Annotated in this window: 16 protein-coding genes; 8 read left to right on the forward strand and 8 right to left on the reverse strand. The window is 43.1% G+C overall.

Going from position 1 to position 15,699, the window contains the following annotated elements; all coding sequences use genetic code 11:
• The first annotated feature begins 130 nt into the window (after nucleotides 1-130).
• Nucleotides 131-811 carry a hypothetical protein gene (locus tag A136_RS17880; RefSeq protein WP_029235143.1) on the forward strand — a complete coding sequence of 227 codons (681 nt, stop codon included), beginning with the start codon at nucleotides 131-133 and terminating at the stop codon, nucleotides 809-811.
• 132 nt (nucleotides 812-943) lie between these two features.
• Nucleotides 944-1,144, forward strand: coding sequence for a DUF4250 domain-containing protein (locus tag A136_RS17885; RefSeq protein WP_004736508.1), 201 nt, complete (start codon nucleotides 944-946; stop codon nucleotides 1,142-1,144).
• A 139-nt stretch (nucleotides 1,145-1,283) separates the two neighbouring features.
• Here the strand turns inward: A136_RS17885 and A136_RS17890 are convergent, their stop codons facing one another.
• Nucleotides 1,284-2,195, reverse strand: coding sequence for a LysR substrate-binding domain-containing protein (locus A136_RS17890; RefSeq protein ID WP_017063530.1), 912 nt, complete (start codon nucleotides 2,193-2,195; stop codon nucleotides 1,284-1,286).
• 281 nt (nucleotides 2,196-2,476) lie between these two features.
• Here A136_RS17890 and metE point away from each other — a divergent pair, with 281 nt between their 5' ends.
• Nucleotides 2,477-4,831 carry a 5-methyltetrahydropteroyltriglutamate--homocysteine S-methyltransferase gene (gene metE / locus A136_RS17895; protein ID WP_017063531.1) on the forward strand — a complete coding sequence of 785 codons (2,355 nt, stop codon included), beginning with the start codon at nucleotides 2,477-2,479 and terminating at the stop codon, nucleotides 4,829-4,831.
• A gap of 107 nt (nucleotides 4,832-4,938) precedes the next feature.
• Here the strand turns inward: metE and A136_RS17900 are convergent, their stop codons facing one another.
• From A136_RS17900 to A136_RS17925, 6 genes are all read right to left on the reverse strand, one after another.
• Complete coding sequence (locus A136_RS17900; RefSeq protein WP_017063532.1) at nucleotides 4,939-5,334, reverse strand: GspS/AspS pilotin family protein; 396 nt, start codon at nucleotides 5,332-5,334, stop codon at nucleotides 4,939-4,941.
• Between the two features lies 1 nt (nucleotide 5,335).
• The gene (locus A136_RS17905; protein WP_017063533.1) at nucleotides 5,336-5,632 is read right to left on the reverse strand and encodes a YciI family protein; all 297 of its coding nucleotides are present in this window, start codon (nucleotides 5,630-5,632) and stop codon (nucleotides 5,336-5,338) included.
• 194 nt (nucleotides 5,633-5,826) lie between these two features.
• Nucleotides 5,827-6,225 (reverse strand): acyl-CoA thioester hydrolase YciA, encoded by a 399-nt coding sequence (gene yciA / locus A136_RS17910; RefSeq protein ID WP_017061510.1) that lies wholly within the window; start codon nucleotides 6,223-6,225, stop codon nucleotides 5,827-5,829.
• A 188-nt stretch (nucleotides 6,226-6,413) separates the two neighbouring features.
• Nucleotides 6,414-6,980 (reverse strand): septation protein A, encoded by a 567-nt coding sequence (locus A136_RS17915; RefSeq protein WP_017061509.1) that lies wholly within the window; start codon nucleotides 6,978-6,980, stop codon nucleotides 6,414-6,416.
• Nucleotides 6,981-7,113: 133 nt separating this feature from the next.
• Entirely contained in the window at nucleotides 7,114-7,362 is a 249-nt protein-coding gene (locus A136_RS17920; RefSeq protein WP_017069991.1) for a hypothetical protein, read from the reverse strand.
• 285 nt (nucleotides 7,363-7,647) lie between these two features.
• Nucleotides 7,648-8,535 carry a LysR substrate-binding domain-containing protein gene (locus A136_RS17925; protein WP_017063534.1) on the reverse strand — a complete coding sequence of 296 codons (888 nt, stop codon included), beginning with the start codon at nucleotides 8,533-8,535 and terminating at the stop codon, nucleotides 7,648-7,650.
• Between the two features lie 181 nt (nucleotides 8,536-8,716).
• Here A136_RS17925 and hisC point away from each other — a divergent pair, with 181 nt between their 5' ends.
• From hisC to A136_RS17950, 5 genes are all read left to right on the forward strand, one after another.
• Nucleotides 8,717-9,859: a histidinol-phosphate transaminase gene (gene hisC / locus A136_RS17930; RefSeq protein WP_017063535.1), complete on the forward strand. Its 1,143-nt coding sequence runs from the start codon at nucleotides 8,717-8,719 to the stop codon at nucleotides 9,857-9,859.
• A 10-nt stretch (nucleotides 9,860-9,869) separates the two neighbouring features.
• Entirely contained in the window at nucleotides 9,870-10,643 is a 774-nt protein-coding gene (locus A136_RS17935; RefSeq protein ID WP_017063536.1) for an ABC transporter substrate-binding protein, read from the forward strand.
• A 590-nt stretch (nucleotides 10,644-11,233) separates the two neighbouring features.
• Nucleotides 11,234-12,193, forward strand: a complete 960-nt coding sequence (locus A136_RS17940) for a TRAP transporter substrate-binding protein (protein WP_017063537.1) — start codon at nucleotides 11,234-11,236, stop codon at nucleotides 12,191-12,193.
• A gap of 67 nt (nucleotides 12,194-12,260) precedes the next feature.
• Complete coding sequence (locus tag A136_RS17945) at nucleotides 12,261-12,740, forward strand: TRAP transporter small permease (protein ID WP_004736522.1); 480 nt, start codon at nucleotides 12,261-12,263, stop codon at nucleotides 12,738-12,740.
• Between the two features lie 21 nt (nucleotides 12,741-12,761).
• Nucleotides 12,762-14,069, forward strand: a complete 1,308-nt coding sequence (locus A136_RS17950; RefSeq protein WP_017063538.1) for a TRAP transporter large permease — start codon at nucleotides 12,762-12,764, stop codon at nucleotides 14,067-14,069.
• A 102-nt stretch (nucleotides 14,070-14,171) separates the two neighbouring features.
• On the opposite strand, the gene A136_RS17955 is transcribed toward A136_RS17950, so the two are convergent.
• A complete protein-coding gene (locus A136_RS17955; RefSeq protein WP_347230231.1) occupies nucleotides 14,172-15,491 on the reverse strand; it encodes a dicarboxylate/amino acid:cation symporter in 1,320 nt (439 codons plus the stop codon).
• Between the last annotated feature and the right edge of the window lie 208 nt (nucleotides 15,492-15,699).

Here is a 15,699-nt window from a genome sequence, read left to right on the forward strand (position 1 = left end):
TGGCGATAAAAGAGCCATACAACAGCATAGTTGAAGCCTTGAATAACGTCGCTAATTTGTGATTTTGATTAGTGTTCGCAGCAGTTTTTGATATTATTCGCGAAAATAAGTTTGAAGAAGTAGATCCACAATGGTCGAAACGTTATTAGTACAATTTGCTCCGATGCTTTTAGGAACCCAACTGATCTTAACCCTCATCTTGGTGAAAGGGGATATTTGTCCGGGGCAGCGTGGTCGGATCCACAAGATGTTACCTGCGATTGGCGTGCTGTGGCTTGCCGTCGCTTCAGTAAAAATTGAAGCCTTTCTGGTCGTGTTCGCGATCTTTTATTTCTATTCTCAAGTTCAAACCAAGAAGACTCGCGATTCTGGTCCTATCTGGGTGATGTACTTGGCCTGTGGTTTAGCGTTGTCATATGTTGCTATACAAGCGACTGAGCAAGCAACCGCTGTTGGTATCATTACTACTTTGCTGCTAGTGGTACTGTTAGGAGCAGCGTTTGGCCATCTACTACTGACGATTGCAAGGACACGGTTGCAGGCATTTCATCGAGTGCTTCCTGTTGTGGGCGTGCTAACCGGTATGTTGGTAGTACTGGCGACCGTCGTGAGTGTTTACTCTTTGTCTGAAGCTCAATTAGAACCTGTGATTTCCACTTTGCTATTTAGTTTTGCTTTGTTGATCTCCTCAATCGTGGTGTGGTGTTGGCATTTACTGTTCGCAAGAACGCCTGAAAAGCTTCAACTGAGTATTTCGTTGTTGATGTTATTGGTGGCCGTTGTGGGTTTAACGCCAGTGTGGGCACTTTAATCGCGCACTTTCATTAATTACGTGCGCTCATTAATCACGCATTCTCTTTAAGAAGTGTGATCAGTTTTTTAGCATGGCCTTGGTAAGCGTTCTAAACTTAATTTTAGTCGGTGTGTTCGTAAGGAGTACGAGATGGATTTAAGCAACGTCAAAGGTTTCGATAGCATTATCTTGCTGGGAATCGTGAATGAGAAACTTCGCCTAGAGTGCGATAGCTTTGAAGAGCTGATCAGTATGTATGAAATGGATATAGAAAGTGTCGTGGGCAAGCTCGATATGCTTGGCTATCAATACGACCCATTGACTAACCAGTTTAAGTCTTATCCAAGATAGTCTATTTTCGCGAATCAACAGATATCGAAAATCATCGATACTGAAACTAAAAAGTCACAGATTATCTGTGACTTTTTTTGTTTCTGGCGTTTGCCTTTCCGATTTAATACAGGCTTAAGCTAGCTCAATAATGAACCTCTTAAACGACCTCAATACCATCTAAGTGACTCTTACTCTGCTGTCTTGCTGTGCTAAAGAAAGCCTGTAGGTAACGTTTGTCTTTTTCTGAGTTTCTTACTGCGGCAAACAGTCTTCTTGAAAGCCCTTTACCTAACGGTTTGCTGGCTATCAAACCTTGTCTTGAGAACTCACTGATCGCCCAATTTGGTAATGCCGCGACACCTAATCCTGCCGATACCATTTGCACCAACATTAAGGTGTTGTCTGCTTGTTTCCACTTCTTAGGTTCTACACCTGCTGGTTGCAAAAAGTGCTTCACTACGTCTAAACGCTGCTTTTGAACTGGGTAGGAGAGCATAGTGAGATCGCTAAGATCTTGCGGTTCAATGCTCGCCTTTTCTGCCAAAGGTGAGTTGATTGCGGTGATCAAACGCATCTCAAAATCAAAGAGTGGTTCGTAGTGAACCTCAGAGCGAGGCTGTATATCAGAGGTGATTACCAAATCTAGCTCGCCTGCCATTAGCGCGGGTAGCGGCTCAAACCCAAAGCCTGACGAGAAATCTAGCGTTACGCTTGGCCAAGCCACTTGATATTCCTTCAAAGCAGGCATTAACCATTGGAAGCATGAGTGACATTCAATCGCCATGTGCAAACGACCATTCACATCCTCTTTCAGGCTCGCGAGTTCGTTCTCCGCTTTAGCTATTCTTGGCTGTATCTCATCGGCAAGCCTAAGCAAAATCTCACCTTCAGAGGTGAACTTAACTGGTCTAGTTTTACGTAGGAAAAGCTGACCACCGATACGCGCCTCAAGGTCTTTCAGTTGGTGAGAAAGCGCCGACTGAGTCAAGTGAAGAGAAGTTGCCGTCGCTGTTAGCGAGCCGCTGTCTCTTAAGGTAGTCAATGTTCGAAGGTGTTTAAGCTCTATCATGAGTTTTCCTCATATTCCCTAAGCCAATTCAATATTTCTTAATAATCACCCTACGGGGTTTTCTTTCATTTGTAAACGTCTAGATGTCCAGATGGATTTAATTTTTTCAGCTTTAGATTATTCAAGATGAATATTTTTAATAAACAAGATGAATATTTGGACGTTGTTCATCGTTCAGATTAGGGAGATAGTTTAGCCATCCAGACGCCTTATAAAGAACTTAAACCATAAGCTAGGCAGTTTGATCGAACACTAAAAATTATTGAATAAGGAACAGGTTCATGACTACGACAACGCATATTTTAGGCTACCCACGTATCGGCGAAAAACGCGAACTCAAATTCACTTTAGAAAAATACTGGCGCGGTGAGATTAGCCAATCAGATTTAAAGCAACTCGGTAGCGAACTAAGAAATCGTAACTGGAATGTACAAGCTGACGCGAATCTTAGCTTTGCAACTGCGGGTGACTTCGCATGGTACGACCATGTATTAACAACGACTTTACTTCTAGGCCACGTACCAAAGCGCCATACAGGTGGTTCTGAAGATGAAAAATCCTTCCCAGATTTAGATACTTTGTTCCGTGTGGGGCGTGGTCAATCTCAGGTTCAGTCGACTTGTTGCGGTGGTACGCATACGTCTAGTGACGGCACTAAAGATAGCTCTGCGGCTTCTGATATGACTAAGTGGTTCAACACCAACTACCATTACATTGTGCCTGAGTTCAGCAAAGACGATTCCTTTGAAGTGAGCTGGCCACAACTGTTTGACGAAGTGAGTGAAGCGATAAAATCCGGGCATAAGGTGAAGCCAGTTTTGTTAGGCCCGTTATCTTATTTATATCTTGGTAAAGAAGTGGAGGAGGGTTTTGATCGTTTATCTCTTCTTCCGCGCCTTCTTACCGCTTACCAAGCAATTTTGGCAAAACTCGCTAAGTTGGGGGTTGAGTGGGTTCAAATCGATGAACCAATTCTTTCGCTTGAGCTTGAGAGTCAATGGGCAGATTCATTCAAGTTGGCGTATCAAGTGATTCAAGGTGATGTAAAACTGCTGCTCACTACTTATTTTGATTCGGTGACTGATACCTTAGATAAGATAGTAGAGCTACCAGTTAATGGCCTACATATCGACTTAGCAGCAGCACCACAGCAACTTGATGAAGTAGTGGGTAAGTTACCTGAACACTGGGTACTTTCAGCAGGGGTGATTAATGGACGAAACGTTTGGCGAGCTGATTTAGCCGCTCAACTAGAGTTACTACAACCAGTGAAAGAGAAGCTAGGAGACAAACTTTGGGTAGCAACTTCATGTTCACTTTTGCATAGTCCAGTCGACCTTGAGTTAGAAGATTCACTCAGCGATGAAGTGAAGAGTTGGTTTGCTTTCGCGAAACAGAAAGTGACCGAGGTGAGTATATTGGGTGCTGCACTAGACGGTAACCACAATGCTATCTTGGCGTGTGAAACCTACAGCCAGCCGATTGTTGCACGCAAGAGCGCGACTCATGTGAATAAGCCGCAGGTTCAAGCTCGTATTAACACCATTACCAAAACCCTAACCGAGCGAAGTGCTCCTTATGCCGAACGCGCTTCACATCAGTCTGAGGTGTTAGGTTTACCATTATTGCCAACCACAACAATTGGTTCATTTCCACAAACCGGAGAGATCCGTGTTCAGCGTAGTGCTTACCGCACTGGCAAACTGAGTGAAGCGGAATACAACACCGCGTTGAAAGGTCATATTGCGGATGCGGTGAAACGACAAGAAGCACTTGATTTGGATGTACTGGTTCATGGTGAAGCTGAACGTAATGATATGGTGGAGTACTTTGCTGAAAATCTAGCAGGCTTCCAAACTACCAAATTTGGTTGGGTACAAAGTTATGGCTCTCGTTGCGTGAAACCTGCGATTGTGGTTGCGGATATCGAGCGTGAAAAACCAATGACGGTGGAATGGTCGACCTATGCTCAATCTCTGACTTCAAAGCAGATGAAAGGCATGCTAACTGGGCCTGTTACTATCTTGTGTTGGACATTCCCACGTGAAGATATTTCACGCAAAGAGATCACTAATCAATTGGCATTTGCGTTGCGAGATGAGGTGTCTGATTTGCAAGACGCAGGTATCAACATTATTCAAATTGATGAGCCTGCCATTCGTGAAGGTTTGCCATTGAAAAAGCGTGACCATGCAGAATACTTAGAGTGGGCAGTGGATGCCTTTAAGATTTCAGCGGCAAGTGCTAAACCAGAAACTCAGATTCACACCCACATGTGTTACAGCGAGTTCAACGAGATCATTGATTCAGTCGCTGCGCTAGACGCCGATGTGATTACCATAGAGACTTCTCGTTCGAACATGGAACTGCTGAAAGCGTTTGAAGAGTTCAACTACCCGAATGCGATTGGGCCTGGCGTTTATGACATCCACTCACCAAACATTCCTTCAGAAGAGTGGATTGTTGATTTACTTAAGAGAGCGGCAAAGAAAATCCCAGCAGAACGTTTGTGGGCAAACCCTGATTGTGGGCTGAAGACGCGTAACTGGGCAGAGACAGAAGCGGCACTGGCTAATTTAGTTTCAGCGACTAAAATGCTGCGTAAAGAGTGGGAGTCGGCAGAAGCATCAGCATAATTAAAGCTAGGGTGTTATCGTTCTAAAAACAAAAGTCTGAGAAAAGAAAGGCCTCGCATCTGCAAGGCCTTTCTTGTTTGTTACTAGCTTAACGTTAGAAATCAAATCTAGTTAATGCTCTGACATGTCTCTTTGCTGATCAGCTTCTCAACCATCAATTGTCCGCGTGTGTTACGAATCTTGATGTTGTAAGCCAAGCCCATGTCAAGGTTTGCTCTTACTTCTGAGTTAGTGCAGTAGCTATTCACACTCATGTCTACAACTTGGTTTAAAGGCTTAGCACCTTTTGCATCTTGGTTGTAGATCATCATGATTTCGATAACCGTGTTTTTTGCTAATACGCGCATGACCGACAGCGGGCCGTACTCAATCGGCAGGCCGGCAGATAAAACGCCAGCACGGTGCTGCGCCATCATCTCTAGCTGTCTTTGTTCGTCATGCTCACTTGATGAACAGCCTGCGAGCAGAGCTAAAGTCAGTGAGCCAATAATCCATTTTTTCACGTTAAAATACTTTCTTGAATGGTTTAACAATAACATTTTGGTAGACACCAGCAGCGATGTACGGGTCTGCGTCTGCCCATGTCTGTGCATCTTCTAAAGAATTAAACTCAGCAATCACAGTCGAACCTGTGAAGCCAGCTTCACCAGGGTTATCTGAGTCAATGGCTGGCATTGGGCCTGCTGTTAACAGTCGGCCTTCATCGTGAAGTGTTTGTAGGCGTTCTAGATGTTGTGGGCGAACACTTAGGCGCTTTTCTAATGAATTTTCGACGTCTTGAGAAAAAATCACGTACCACATATTGAGATATCCTTATTTTACTTCACTAAATTGGGGCGTTTAAATTCGCTATCTTGCTAATTTACGCGAACTAATTGGTATTGGAAGGGTTAATGATAAGAAATTGTGAATTGGTGCGAGAGAGTGAGAAGGTCTTTAGCATTTTTAATCGAAACGACTAAAGACCTTAAAGTGCGATAGGGCTGTCGAAAGTACTATTTATTAATTGGGCGGGGCTTACCACTTTCATCAACCGCAACGTAGTTGAATGTCGCGCCACAAACCTTGTAGCGGTCGCCGATACCGTGATCAAGTACAGGCTTAACCCAGACTTCTAGGTCGATATTCATCGAGCTGCGACCAATCTTAGTGCAGTCACCATAAACACACACAACATCACCCACTGAAACCGGCTGTTTGAACTCGATACTCGATACTGAAACCGTGACTATCTTGCCGTTAGATATCTCTTTTGCCAGTATGCCGCCAGCAAGGTCAAGCTGTGACATTATCCAACCACCGAAAATCTGGCCTGCTGCATTTGTATCAGAAGGCATCGCTAATGTGCGAAGAAGTAAAGAACCAATCGGGTTCAAAGTTGATTGAATAGTCATTGTCGTACTCTTAATGGTATTGATTGTTTTATATAAAAATAGATGTGTTTACGAGACTCGTGGTGGTCTAATTTTTAACGTCTTCACCGAACACAAATAATCAGCGGCCAATGATCACGAGTCTCATTGGCCAATCGCATATTGATAATAATTGTATCAAATAGGGTATGAGGACTCATCCCTAAGGGCTATTTCTCGTCGGTATTTTTATCCGTTAACTCTTTCTGCTGGTCTTTTGGTAGATGCTTATAGATATAAACACCAGTGAGCAAGGTGAAGAGCAAGGTCGCGATGAGTAGACCAAACACTTTGAAGTTGACCCAAACATCCAACGGTAGGCTGAAAGCAACGTAAACGTTGAGAACGGCACATAGGGTAAAGAACAGCGTCCATGCCCAGTTGATCTTGCCCCATACCGAATCAGGCAGTGTGATCTCTTTGCCTAACATACCTTTAATCGCTGATTTGCCCATGATGTGACTGACCGTCAGGCCAATCGCAAACAGTGCGTAAACGATGGTGACTTTCCATTTAATGAAGTTGTCGTCGTGCAAGAAGATGGTCATGCCACCAAATACGGCAACCATTAGAAAGGTGATGACCTGCATTTTTTCGACTTTCTTGTAGATGAAATAAGTCAAAATAATTTGAACTGCAGAGGCAACGATCAAAGCGCCGGTCGCGGTATAGATGTCGTACATCTTATAAAGCGCAAAGAAAATAATGAGAGGAATGAAATCAAGAATTTGTTTCATGAGACACTGACTATCCAGTTAGTTGAGTTGCTGACAGTCTAACGAAAACTGTCTCGATGCTAAATAGCTCGAGACAATTGGGTGCCAATTAATTCAATCTAACCACTCATCGTGTTTAAAGAGTTGAAGCAGGTTATCGCATTGACGAGGTTTGATAGCGAGGTATCAGCTTTTTGATATCTTCAAGGTAACCTTCGCTCTTTAAGCTGTCTAAGGTGTTTTCGAGCTCTTGCTCACTCATGGCAAAACATGTCGATTTACCGGTCGTTAAGTCGAGATACTCGTGATATTCACGCTCTGTGAAGTGGCCAATTCTGTCCATTAATAGGGTTTTAATTCCATGGTGAATCAAGCCGTAATACGTATGTCTTTGTAAGGTCATAGCCTATCCTCCGTGACAAGCTGCAGTGAAACTGGTGCAACCTGCTGTATATTGGTTGGGTTATCTATGACAAAGCAACTCGAATGCCATTTTCTCCAACGGAACAGAATAAATTCCCGGCTAAATAGAATTGAACTTCTTTTCAAATAGTTAAAGGAAGGTACGTTCTATTCTCTGACAATCAATACGAAACAGACATCAAATAGTTTCATTTTGAGAACGGAAAAATTCTCATTATGACGCTCTCCTGCCGCTTATAAAGAGGCCTACCAACAATGATTGCCGCTAATCGACGAGCCAATCAACAAGCGTAGATAAGGATGTATTTTGTCGATTCTTGGGTTGCAGCAAGAAGTAACCATTTCCAGAGAAAACACTGCCTTCACTCACTTTTACCAATCTACCTAAATCAATATCTTGCTTGGCCAGTGTGATGTCGCCTATGGCAATGCCAAACCCTTGAATGGCGGCGTTCATAGCTTGATCGAGTGTCGCGAATTGTTGGTTGTTCTTGCTTGAAAGGTCGTGGCTGCCTATGTGCTCTAACCAAAGTCGCCAATCACTTTGCTCATTGTTGGCGTGTAGCCAAGTGTATTGGGCAAGCTTGTGTGGCTTGATGATGGTCGATGCGTCGTCGACAAGATGGCTCTGTGTAATGCTTTGTGCTTGGCAAACGGGCGCTAGCTGCTCGTTAAACAATAATTGGCTGATAATCGATTGTTGGTTTGGCTTCTTACCATAGGTAATTACGGCGTCAAACGGATCAAAGCTTGGTTCGAAGACGTGCTTGATGGTCGACGTCAGTTCGACATCAATTTCAGGATAGGCTTGCTGAAAAGACATCAACTTAGGTAGTAGCCAAGAGGTAATACAGCTCGGTGCGTTGAGTTTGATCTTAGACGGAGAGCTAGCCACTTGATTTAGAGCCGATTGCAGCTGATGAATCGTTCCTTGTATCAGGGGAACCAGTTCTTCTCCTTTCGGCGTTAAAGACAATCCGCGAGCATGGCGATAGAAGAGATCACAGCCAAGGCTTTCTTCAAACGACAATACCTGACGACTTACTGCACCTTGCGTAACATTGAGCTCATGTGCCGCTCGCGTAAAGTTGAGATGCCTTGCCGTCGACAAGAACGCGAGCAAGGTTTTAGTTGAAGGAAGTGTGCGATTCATATCTTTACCTATGACTTTTTATCATGGCTATTATGTGATTATTTCGATTCATTTATCAATAGTGTTCTGTTTGAATGTAAATACTTAATCATCATTTGTGATTCAATATGTGTATAAGCCACATTTTTTGAATATGAAGGCAGTGGTGAAGACATTGTGATTTTGTGAAAGGGATAGCTTCTTGACATCTTTTATCGATAGTTTAGTACCTCAGGCTGTAAAAAAATTAATACCTTACCAATCGGCAAGAAGAATTGGTGGTGATGGACGAGTCTGGCTAAACGCCAATGAATTGGAAAGCTCGTTGTTTCAAGGAGAAGCAAGTCACAACCGATACCCAGACTTCTTACCACAAGATATTGCTAAGGCTTATCAAGATTACTGTAGTACCGATGCCGCGACTGTGGCTGTTCGTGGTGCAGATGAAGCGATTGATTTGCTGATCAGAACATTCTGTAAACCGGCGTGCGACAACATACTTATCTGCTCTCCAACGTATGCGATGTATGAGTTTTGCGCTGATGCATTGGCGATTAATACCTTGGACTCTCCATTGCAGGAAGACTTTAGCCTGAACGTCGCTGATATTGTGAATAAGGCAAAACTGGCGAATATCGTGTTTCTTTGCTCACCAAACAATCCAACGGGCAATGTGATTCCTAAATCGGATTTGATTCAGGTATTGGAAGGCACGATTGGGAAGTCGCTAGTGGTCGTCGATGAAGCGTATATCGAATTTGAACCACAAACGTCAGCCGTTAGTCTTATTGAACGCTATCCACATTTGGTTGTGATTCGCACCTTGTCTAAGGCATTTGGACTGGCTGCGGTTCGTTGTGGTTTTATCTTAGCGAGTCAAAATGTGATGCAGTATGTCGCGAAGCTGATTCCACCGTATCCGATGCCAGATTGCTCATCTCAAATCGTGCTAGACGCTTTGTCCGATGAACGAGTCTCAGTGATGCAAGACGCCACACAAAAGCTGGTCGAACTACGTAACTGGTTTGCTTGTGAGTTAACTCAGTTTGATTTCATCGAGTCTGTTTACCCTTCATCGACGAACTTTATTTTGCTGCGTCAAAAACCTGGGCATCAAGTGTTCAGTCTATTGGCGAAGGATGGCATTGTGACAAGGAATCAAAACCATGAACCTGCTTTGCGTAACTGTGTTCGAATCAGTATTGGTAGCCAAGAGAGCATGTTAGAAGTGATAACGTCACTAACACGTTACCAAACCGAATTAGAAAAGAATCAACAAGGCAAACAAATTCAACAATCTCAACATAAAGAAACTCAATCTCAACTCGATAAAGATCATATCTAGGATGGCAATGATGAAAAAGATAATACTAGGACTCGCTTGTGCGGCCGCTTTACTTGGTACAACAGTACAGGCGAAAGAAATCCGTTTAGCGTCAGACTTTACGTATCCGCCATTCAACTACAAAAATAGTGACGGTGTGCCTGTCGGGTTTGATATTGAGATAGCTGATGCCTTGTGTGAGCAAGCCAAACTCGATTGCACTTGGGTTTCACAAAGTTGGGATTCGTTAATTCCAAGTTTGTTGGCAAGAAAGTCAGATGTGATCATGGCGTCGATGCGTATTACCGAAGAGCGCAAGCGCAAGATTTTGTTCACCGATAAGTACTACCAAACACCAGCCGTGTTTGTTGCTGCTAAAAGCGCGGAATTCATCGTAGATGAGGCGGGCTTGGCGGGCAAAACTATAGGTGTTCAACAAGGTACGATTCACGATCGCTACGTAACCGACAAGTTTGGCAGTGTGGCCAACATTAAGCGTTACACAGGGCAAGATGAAGTGTATCTGGATCTGCAAAATGGTCGTCTAGATCTAACCTTTGGCAACTCGGATCAACTGTCATTAGCTTTCTTAGATAAAAAAGAAGGTGAGGGCTTTGAATTTAAAGGTAAAGCAGTAACCGACAAAGCCTACATTGGCGAGGGTACGGCGTTAGCACTAAGAAAGCAGGATTCAAAACTGGCGAAACAATTCAATGCCGCGATTGAAGAGATCAGAGCGAACGGTACTTACGACAAGATCGCCGCTAAGTACTTCACGTTTGATATCTATGGCGCTGATTTGTAATTCGTTTAACGCCTAAAAACTAGAACACCAAAAACAAAAATCCGAGGGCTGTGAAGCTCTCGGATTTTTGTGACAAATAATTCGTCTTAGTAAGATTCCCACCGTTGTCTTTATCCCTGCTTATCCACTCTTGTTCCATACGCTCAGCCTAAAACCTTACCTCGACCACCTCAGAAATCGCCGTTCACGATTCGCTTTTTCAATCGATGAGACCTTCTTTGTCCGTGCTTAATTACTGATTTTAAGATCTTAAAATAACACAAATTTGCGCGTGATTTTTGCTAATAGACGGTTCTAAAAGCAGTTGAAAGCGCTCGGAATTCCCCAAAAATCCGAAGTTAGACTGCTTAATGGTCTAATTGGTGCCAAATATGATTGGTATCACAATCAATTCAGCTCTCTGGCAAATAGATGAACCTTAGCTCACAAAATATACACATAGTATTGTAATACAAAATATATGAAGGTAAGAATATTGTAATGAAACGTTACTGCTATGAGCGATGTGCAATTGAACGTTAGATTTCAAACTTAGCTATAGCGTTGCATATAAAACTGTACCTCTTACAAAATGGATTCTGGAGAAGAACATGAAAAAACACCTACTGACGATTGCAGCGGCTTCAATTCTGATGGCATTTGGCGCTCAAGCAAAAACTTTGACGTTAGGGCATGCAATGTCATTAGAAAGCGCAGCTCACCAAGGCATGGTGATCATGGCTGATAAAGTGAAAGAAAAATCGAATGGTGAACTTACGATTAAGATCTTTCCAAACGGTCAATTAGGCTCTGAACGTGACCAAGCGGAGCAAGTTGTTACTGGCGCGATTGATATGGCCAAAATCAATGGTGGGTTAGCCGAATCTTTTGAACCAACGTTTAAGGTTAATGCACTGCCTTTCTTATTCCGTGACGTTCCACATATGAGAACCTTCATGCGAAGTGAAGCAGCACAAGAGATGTTGCTTTCAAGTGAAGGTAAAGGCTTCATCGGTCTTACATTCTATGACTCAGGCACACGTAGCTTCTACGCTAAAAAAGCCATTAACTCACCGGCTGATCTCGCTGGTATGAAAGTTCGAGTTCCGGGTTCTCCAACCATGATGGAAATGGTTAACCTATTAGGTGGTAAAGCAACGCCTGTACCTTTCAATGAGGTATACACGGCGCTGCAACAAGGCGTAATTGACGGTGCTGAAAATAATATTTCTAGCTTAGTTGAAATGAAACACAGCGAAGTTGCCAAATTTTACTCTATGGACCAGCACATGATGACACCTGACGTGATCATCATTTCAGAATACAAATGGGGTTCATTAACGGCAGAAGAGCAAAAGATCTTAAAAGAAGCTGCTGCTGAGTCTCTTGAAGAGCAGATCAAAATCTGGGATGCAACAGATGACATGAACAAAGAGAAAGGAATGAAAGAAGGTGTCACGTTTGTTGAAGTTGATAAAGCCCCTTTCCGTGCAGCTGTTAAACCTATGATTGATGAGGCGAAAAAAGATCCAAAACTAGCTCCATTCATTGAAAAAATTGAAGCTCTTTAATCAGTCTTAGTGAAAATATAATTTTGCCTTGGCTTTGCTAAGGCAAAATTTTTTGAGGTATCACACCATGTTAGCAACTTTCAGAAACCTACTTGATAGGCTGATTCTTTTTGTCTCTTCTTTTGCACTAATGTTACTTGTCGTTACTGTCACTTGGCAGGTCTTTAGTCGTTATGTTTTGAATGATCCAAGTAACTGGACTGATGAACTTGCTCGTTATGCGATGGTATGGCTTGGCTTATTAGGAGCAAGCTACTTATTCGGTATCAAAGGACACTTAGCAATAACGTTATTGGATGGTTATCTTAAGGGTAAAGCACATATCGCATTACATGTACTCATCAATATCATTTCTGGCGCATTTGTATTTCTAGCAATGCTTCAAGGTGGCATCGCCCTAATGGGAAGAACCACACAACAACTCTCTCCAGCACTGCAATTACCGATGTCGACGGTGTATTCAATATTGCCGATTTCAGCCGTTATTATCCTCATTTATTTGGTCATGAATACGTTTGATCTTTTTTGTGAACCCAACAAAAAATAAGTTATAAAAGGACTCTATATTATGGATTTGTCCATTGGTGTTTGGCTGCTAGGCCTATTCTTATTCATGATCGCGATAAGCATGCCGATTGCGATTGCAATTGCCATGTCATCTTTAACCATCATGTATTTCATCTTACCGTTTGAAGTCGCCAGTATTACTGCGGGTCAAAAAATCATTACCGGTATTGATAGTTTCAGTTTATTAGCCATCCCTTTCTTTATCCTCGCGGGGAATATAATGAATGTAGGTGGCATCGCGAGTCGACTCATCAACCTTGCAAAGCTCTTGGTTGGTTGGATCCCGGGCTCACTTTTTCACGTGAACATCTTCGCCAATATGATGTTTGGCGCCGTTTCAGGATCAGCCGTTGCAGCAGCAGCTGCGGTTGGTAAAACCTTAGGCCCAGAATTAGAAAAAGATGGTTATGATAAAAACTTAGCAACAGCAGTAAACGTTGCATCTTGCCCGGCAGGCTTATTAATACCGCCGAGTAATTCACTGATCGTATTTTCAGTGGTATCGGGTGGAACATCCGTTGCGGCGTTGTTTATCGCAGGGTATGTCCCAGGTATTCTAATGGGCTTCAGTTGTATGGTCGTCGCCTATTTCATCGCTAAAAAGAAGGGCTACAAAACAAGTGCGAATGACGGCTTCACAACGAAAGATGTGCTGAATATTGTTTGGCAAGCAACACCAAGCTTAGGGCTTATTGTTGTTGTTATTGGCGGTATTATTGGTGGTATATTCACTGCAACAGAAGGGGCATGTATAGCGGTTCTATACTCTTTTATACTGTCACTCTGTTACCGAACCCTCAAATGGGCACACTTTCCGATAATTTGTAGAGAAACGGTTCAGGTTACTGGCATTATGCTGTTCTTGATTGGTGCTTCTACCATTATGTCATGGGCAATGGCGTTTACCGGTCTACCAACCATGATCAGTGATTGGATGCTCTCTATTTCAGACAATCCAATTATCATCTTTATTCTGATGAACCTGATTCTACTGATTGTGGGTATGTTTATGGACCTTACGCCAGCCGTATTGATCTTTACCCCTATCTTTATGCCGATTGCTGAGCATTTAGGCATGCATCCAATTCACTTCGCGATGATGATTATCTTCAACTTATGTATTGGCATTGCAACGCCACCCGTTGGTACGGCGCTATTTGTGGGTTGTAGTGTCAGTGGCTCTAAGATTGAAAACGTTATAAGAAGTATCATGCCGTTTTGTGCCGTATTGATCGTCACACTGTTGGCCATTACTTTTATTCCTGAAATTAGTTTGGCTCTGCCTCGTGCGTTTGGACTCATCAATTAGCCTGACAAGGGTAAGATTTACCGAATCAATATCGATCATTACCTAATAAAAAAACCGCCTCATGAAGGCGGTTTTATTTATCAATCAAACTGAAGCTTAATATTACGCTTGCTGTTTTTGTAGCTCAGCTTCTTTCGCTTCGTCTTCGATTAGAGAATCAACGATGACTGCACATGCTGCATCACCAGTGATGTTTAGAGCAGTACGGATCATGTCGAAGATACGGTCTAGAGCGAACAACAGAGGTAGACCTTCAATAGGGATACCAGCTGCTAGAAGAACCGCAACCACTAGGAAAGAAGGACCTGGAACACCTGCTTGACCAACTGCGCCTAGAGTCGACGTTACGATGATAGCAATGTAAGCGCCCATAGACAGGTCGATGTTGAACAGCTGTGCGAAGAAGATAGCAACTAGGCCGTAGTAAATTGCGTTACCAGACATGTTGATCGTCGCACCAAGTGGCAGAACGAATGAAGCCGTAGAGTTACGAACGCCAAGTTCTTTCTCTACCGTTTCCATTGTTACTGGTAGTGTCGCCATTGAAGAGGCTGTTGATAGTGCAACCGCTTGAGGCTTCTTCATTGCCACTAGGAACTTCTTAGCTGAAGTCTTAGTGAAGATTTGAATCATCAGTGGGTAAGCCACAAAGCCGAAGATAAGAATCGCAGCAATGTAGACAATGAACAGCTTGAACACGACCATAAGTGCGCCAAAACCGAATGTACCGACGGCTTCTGCCATTAGGCCGAATACGCCAAGTGGTGCAATGATCATAACCTTGTTGATCATCCAAACCATAGCGTCAACAATCGCGTTTACGCCATTGATTATTGGGTCACGTTTTTCTTTCGCTTGTTTAGAAATCGCAATACCGAAGAATAAGCAGAAGACTAGAATTTGCAGAATGTTTGCTTCATTCAGTGATTGGAAAACGTTGGTCGGGATCATACCCGTGATGGTTGCCCAGAACGTTGGAAGTTCGCCTTTCGCAGCGTATTCAGAAGAGAACATGCCTTCAACGCCAGAAACATCGATACCACGACCCGGTTCGAATATTTCACCCATTACTAGCGCTAGTGCTACAGCAAGTGCAGACGTTAGTGCAAAGTAACCTAGAGTGGTCACGCCCACTTTACCTGCTGATGAGCTGTTGCCTAGACCAGCAGCACCTGAAATTAGGGCAACCGCGACTAGAGGGATAACCAGCATCTTGATCAAATTGATGAAGATAGCACCCAGTGGAGCGAACATAGTTGCGCTGTCACCCATCATCGCACCGACTAGGGTACCGATGATCATTGCAATAACGACTTGAACGCCGATGTTGCTTAGTAAACTCTTTTCTTTTAACACTTCCATAACCTCTGTGCTACTAAATATAAAAATCCCAGAACTACTCACCAATGTACGATGTACCATTGGATTAATATTTCGCGAGAAGTTTTACACGTATCCTTTACATTTATCAATATGAGCAGAGATGAAAGAACACCAAAAAGCAGTAATCAAATGTCATTTGATGATTTTTTACGCCAAAGCAAACGATTGCTTTTTGATTTATCATTATTTTTATAAATGGTAGTGATATTTGGGTGGGGTATTATAGATGTGCTACAGGTTTGTATGA

Origin of the sequence: Vibrio crassostreae 9ZC13 (assembly GCF_000272045.2) — a bacterium.
GTDB classification, from domain to species: domain Bacteria; phylum Pseudomonadota; class Gammaproteobacteria; order Enterobacterales; family Vibrionaceae; genus Vibrio; species Vibrio crassostreae_C.

What these genes read in the sequence shown, in the direction of transcription:
- A136_RS17880 (WP_029235143.1), top strand. Translation starts at nt 131, where the DNA reads ATGGTCGAAACGTTATTAGTACAATTTGCTCCGATGCTTTTAGGAACC.
- A136_RS17885 (WP_004736508.1), top strand. Translation starts at nt 944, where the DNA reads ATGGATTTAAGCAACGTCAAAGGTTTCGATAGCATTATCTTGCTGGGA.
- A136_RS17890 (WP_017063530.1), bottom strand. Translation starts at nt 2,195, where the DNA reads ATGATAGAGCTTAAACACCTTCGAACATTGACTACCTTAAGAGACAGC.
- metE (WP_017063531.1), top strand. Translation starts at nt 2,477, where the DNA reads ATGACTACGACAACGCATATTTTAGGCTACCCACGTATCGGCGAAAAA.
- A136_RS17905 (WP_017063533.1), bottom strand. Translation starts at nt 5,632, where the DNA reads ATGTGGTACGTGATTTTTTCTCAAGACGTCGAAAATTCATTAGAAAAG.
- yciA (WP_017061510.1), bottom strand. Translation starts at nt 6,225, where the DNA reads ATGACTATTCAATCAACTTTGAACCCGATTGGTTCTTTACTTCTTCGC.
- A136_RS17915 (WP_017061509.1), bottom strand. Translation starts at nt 6,980, where the DNA reads ATGAAACAAATTCTTGATTTCATTCCTCTCATTATTTTCTTTGCGCTT.
- A136_RS17920 (WP_017069991.1), bottom strand. Translation starts at nt 7,362, where the DNA reads ATGACCTTACAAAGACATACGTATTACGGCTTGATTCACCATGGAATT.
- A136_RS17925 (WP_017063534.1), bottom strand. Translation starts at nt 8,535, where the DNA reads ATGAATCGCACACTTCCTTCAACTAAAACCTTGCTCGCGTTCTTGTCG.
- A136_RS17935 (WP_017063536.1), top strand. Translation starts at nt 9,870, where the DNA reads ATGAAAAAGATAATACTAGGACTCGCTTGTGCGGCCGCTTTACTTGGT.
- A136_RS17940 (WP_017063537.1), top strand. Translation starts at nt 11,234, where the DNA reads ATGAAAAAACACCTACTGACGATTGCAGCGGCTTCAATTCTGATGGCA.
- A136_RS17945 (WP_004736522.1), top strand. Translation starts at nt 12,261, where the DNA reads ATGTTAGCAACTTTCAGAAACCTACTTGATAGGCTGATTCTTTTTGTC.
- A136_RS17950 (WP_017063538.1), top strand. Translation starts at nt 12,762, where the DNA reads ATGGATTTGTCCATTGGTGTTTGGCTGCTAGGCCTATTCTTATTCATG.
- A136_RS17955 (WP_347230231.1), bottom strand. Translation starts at nt 15,491, where the DNA reads ATGGTACATCGTACATTGGTGAGTAGTTCTGGGATTTTTATATTTAGT.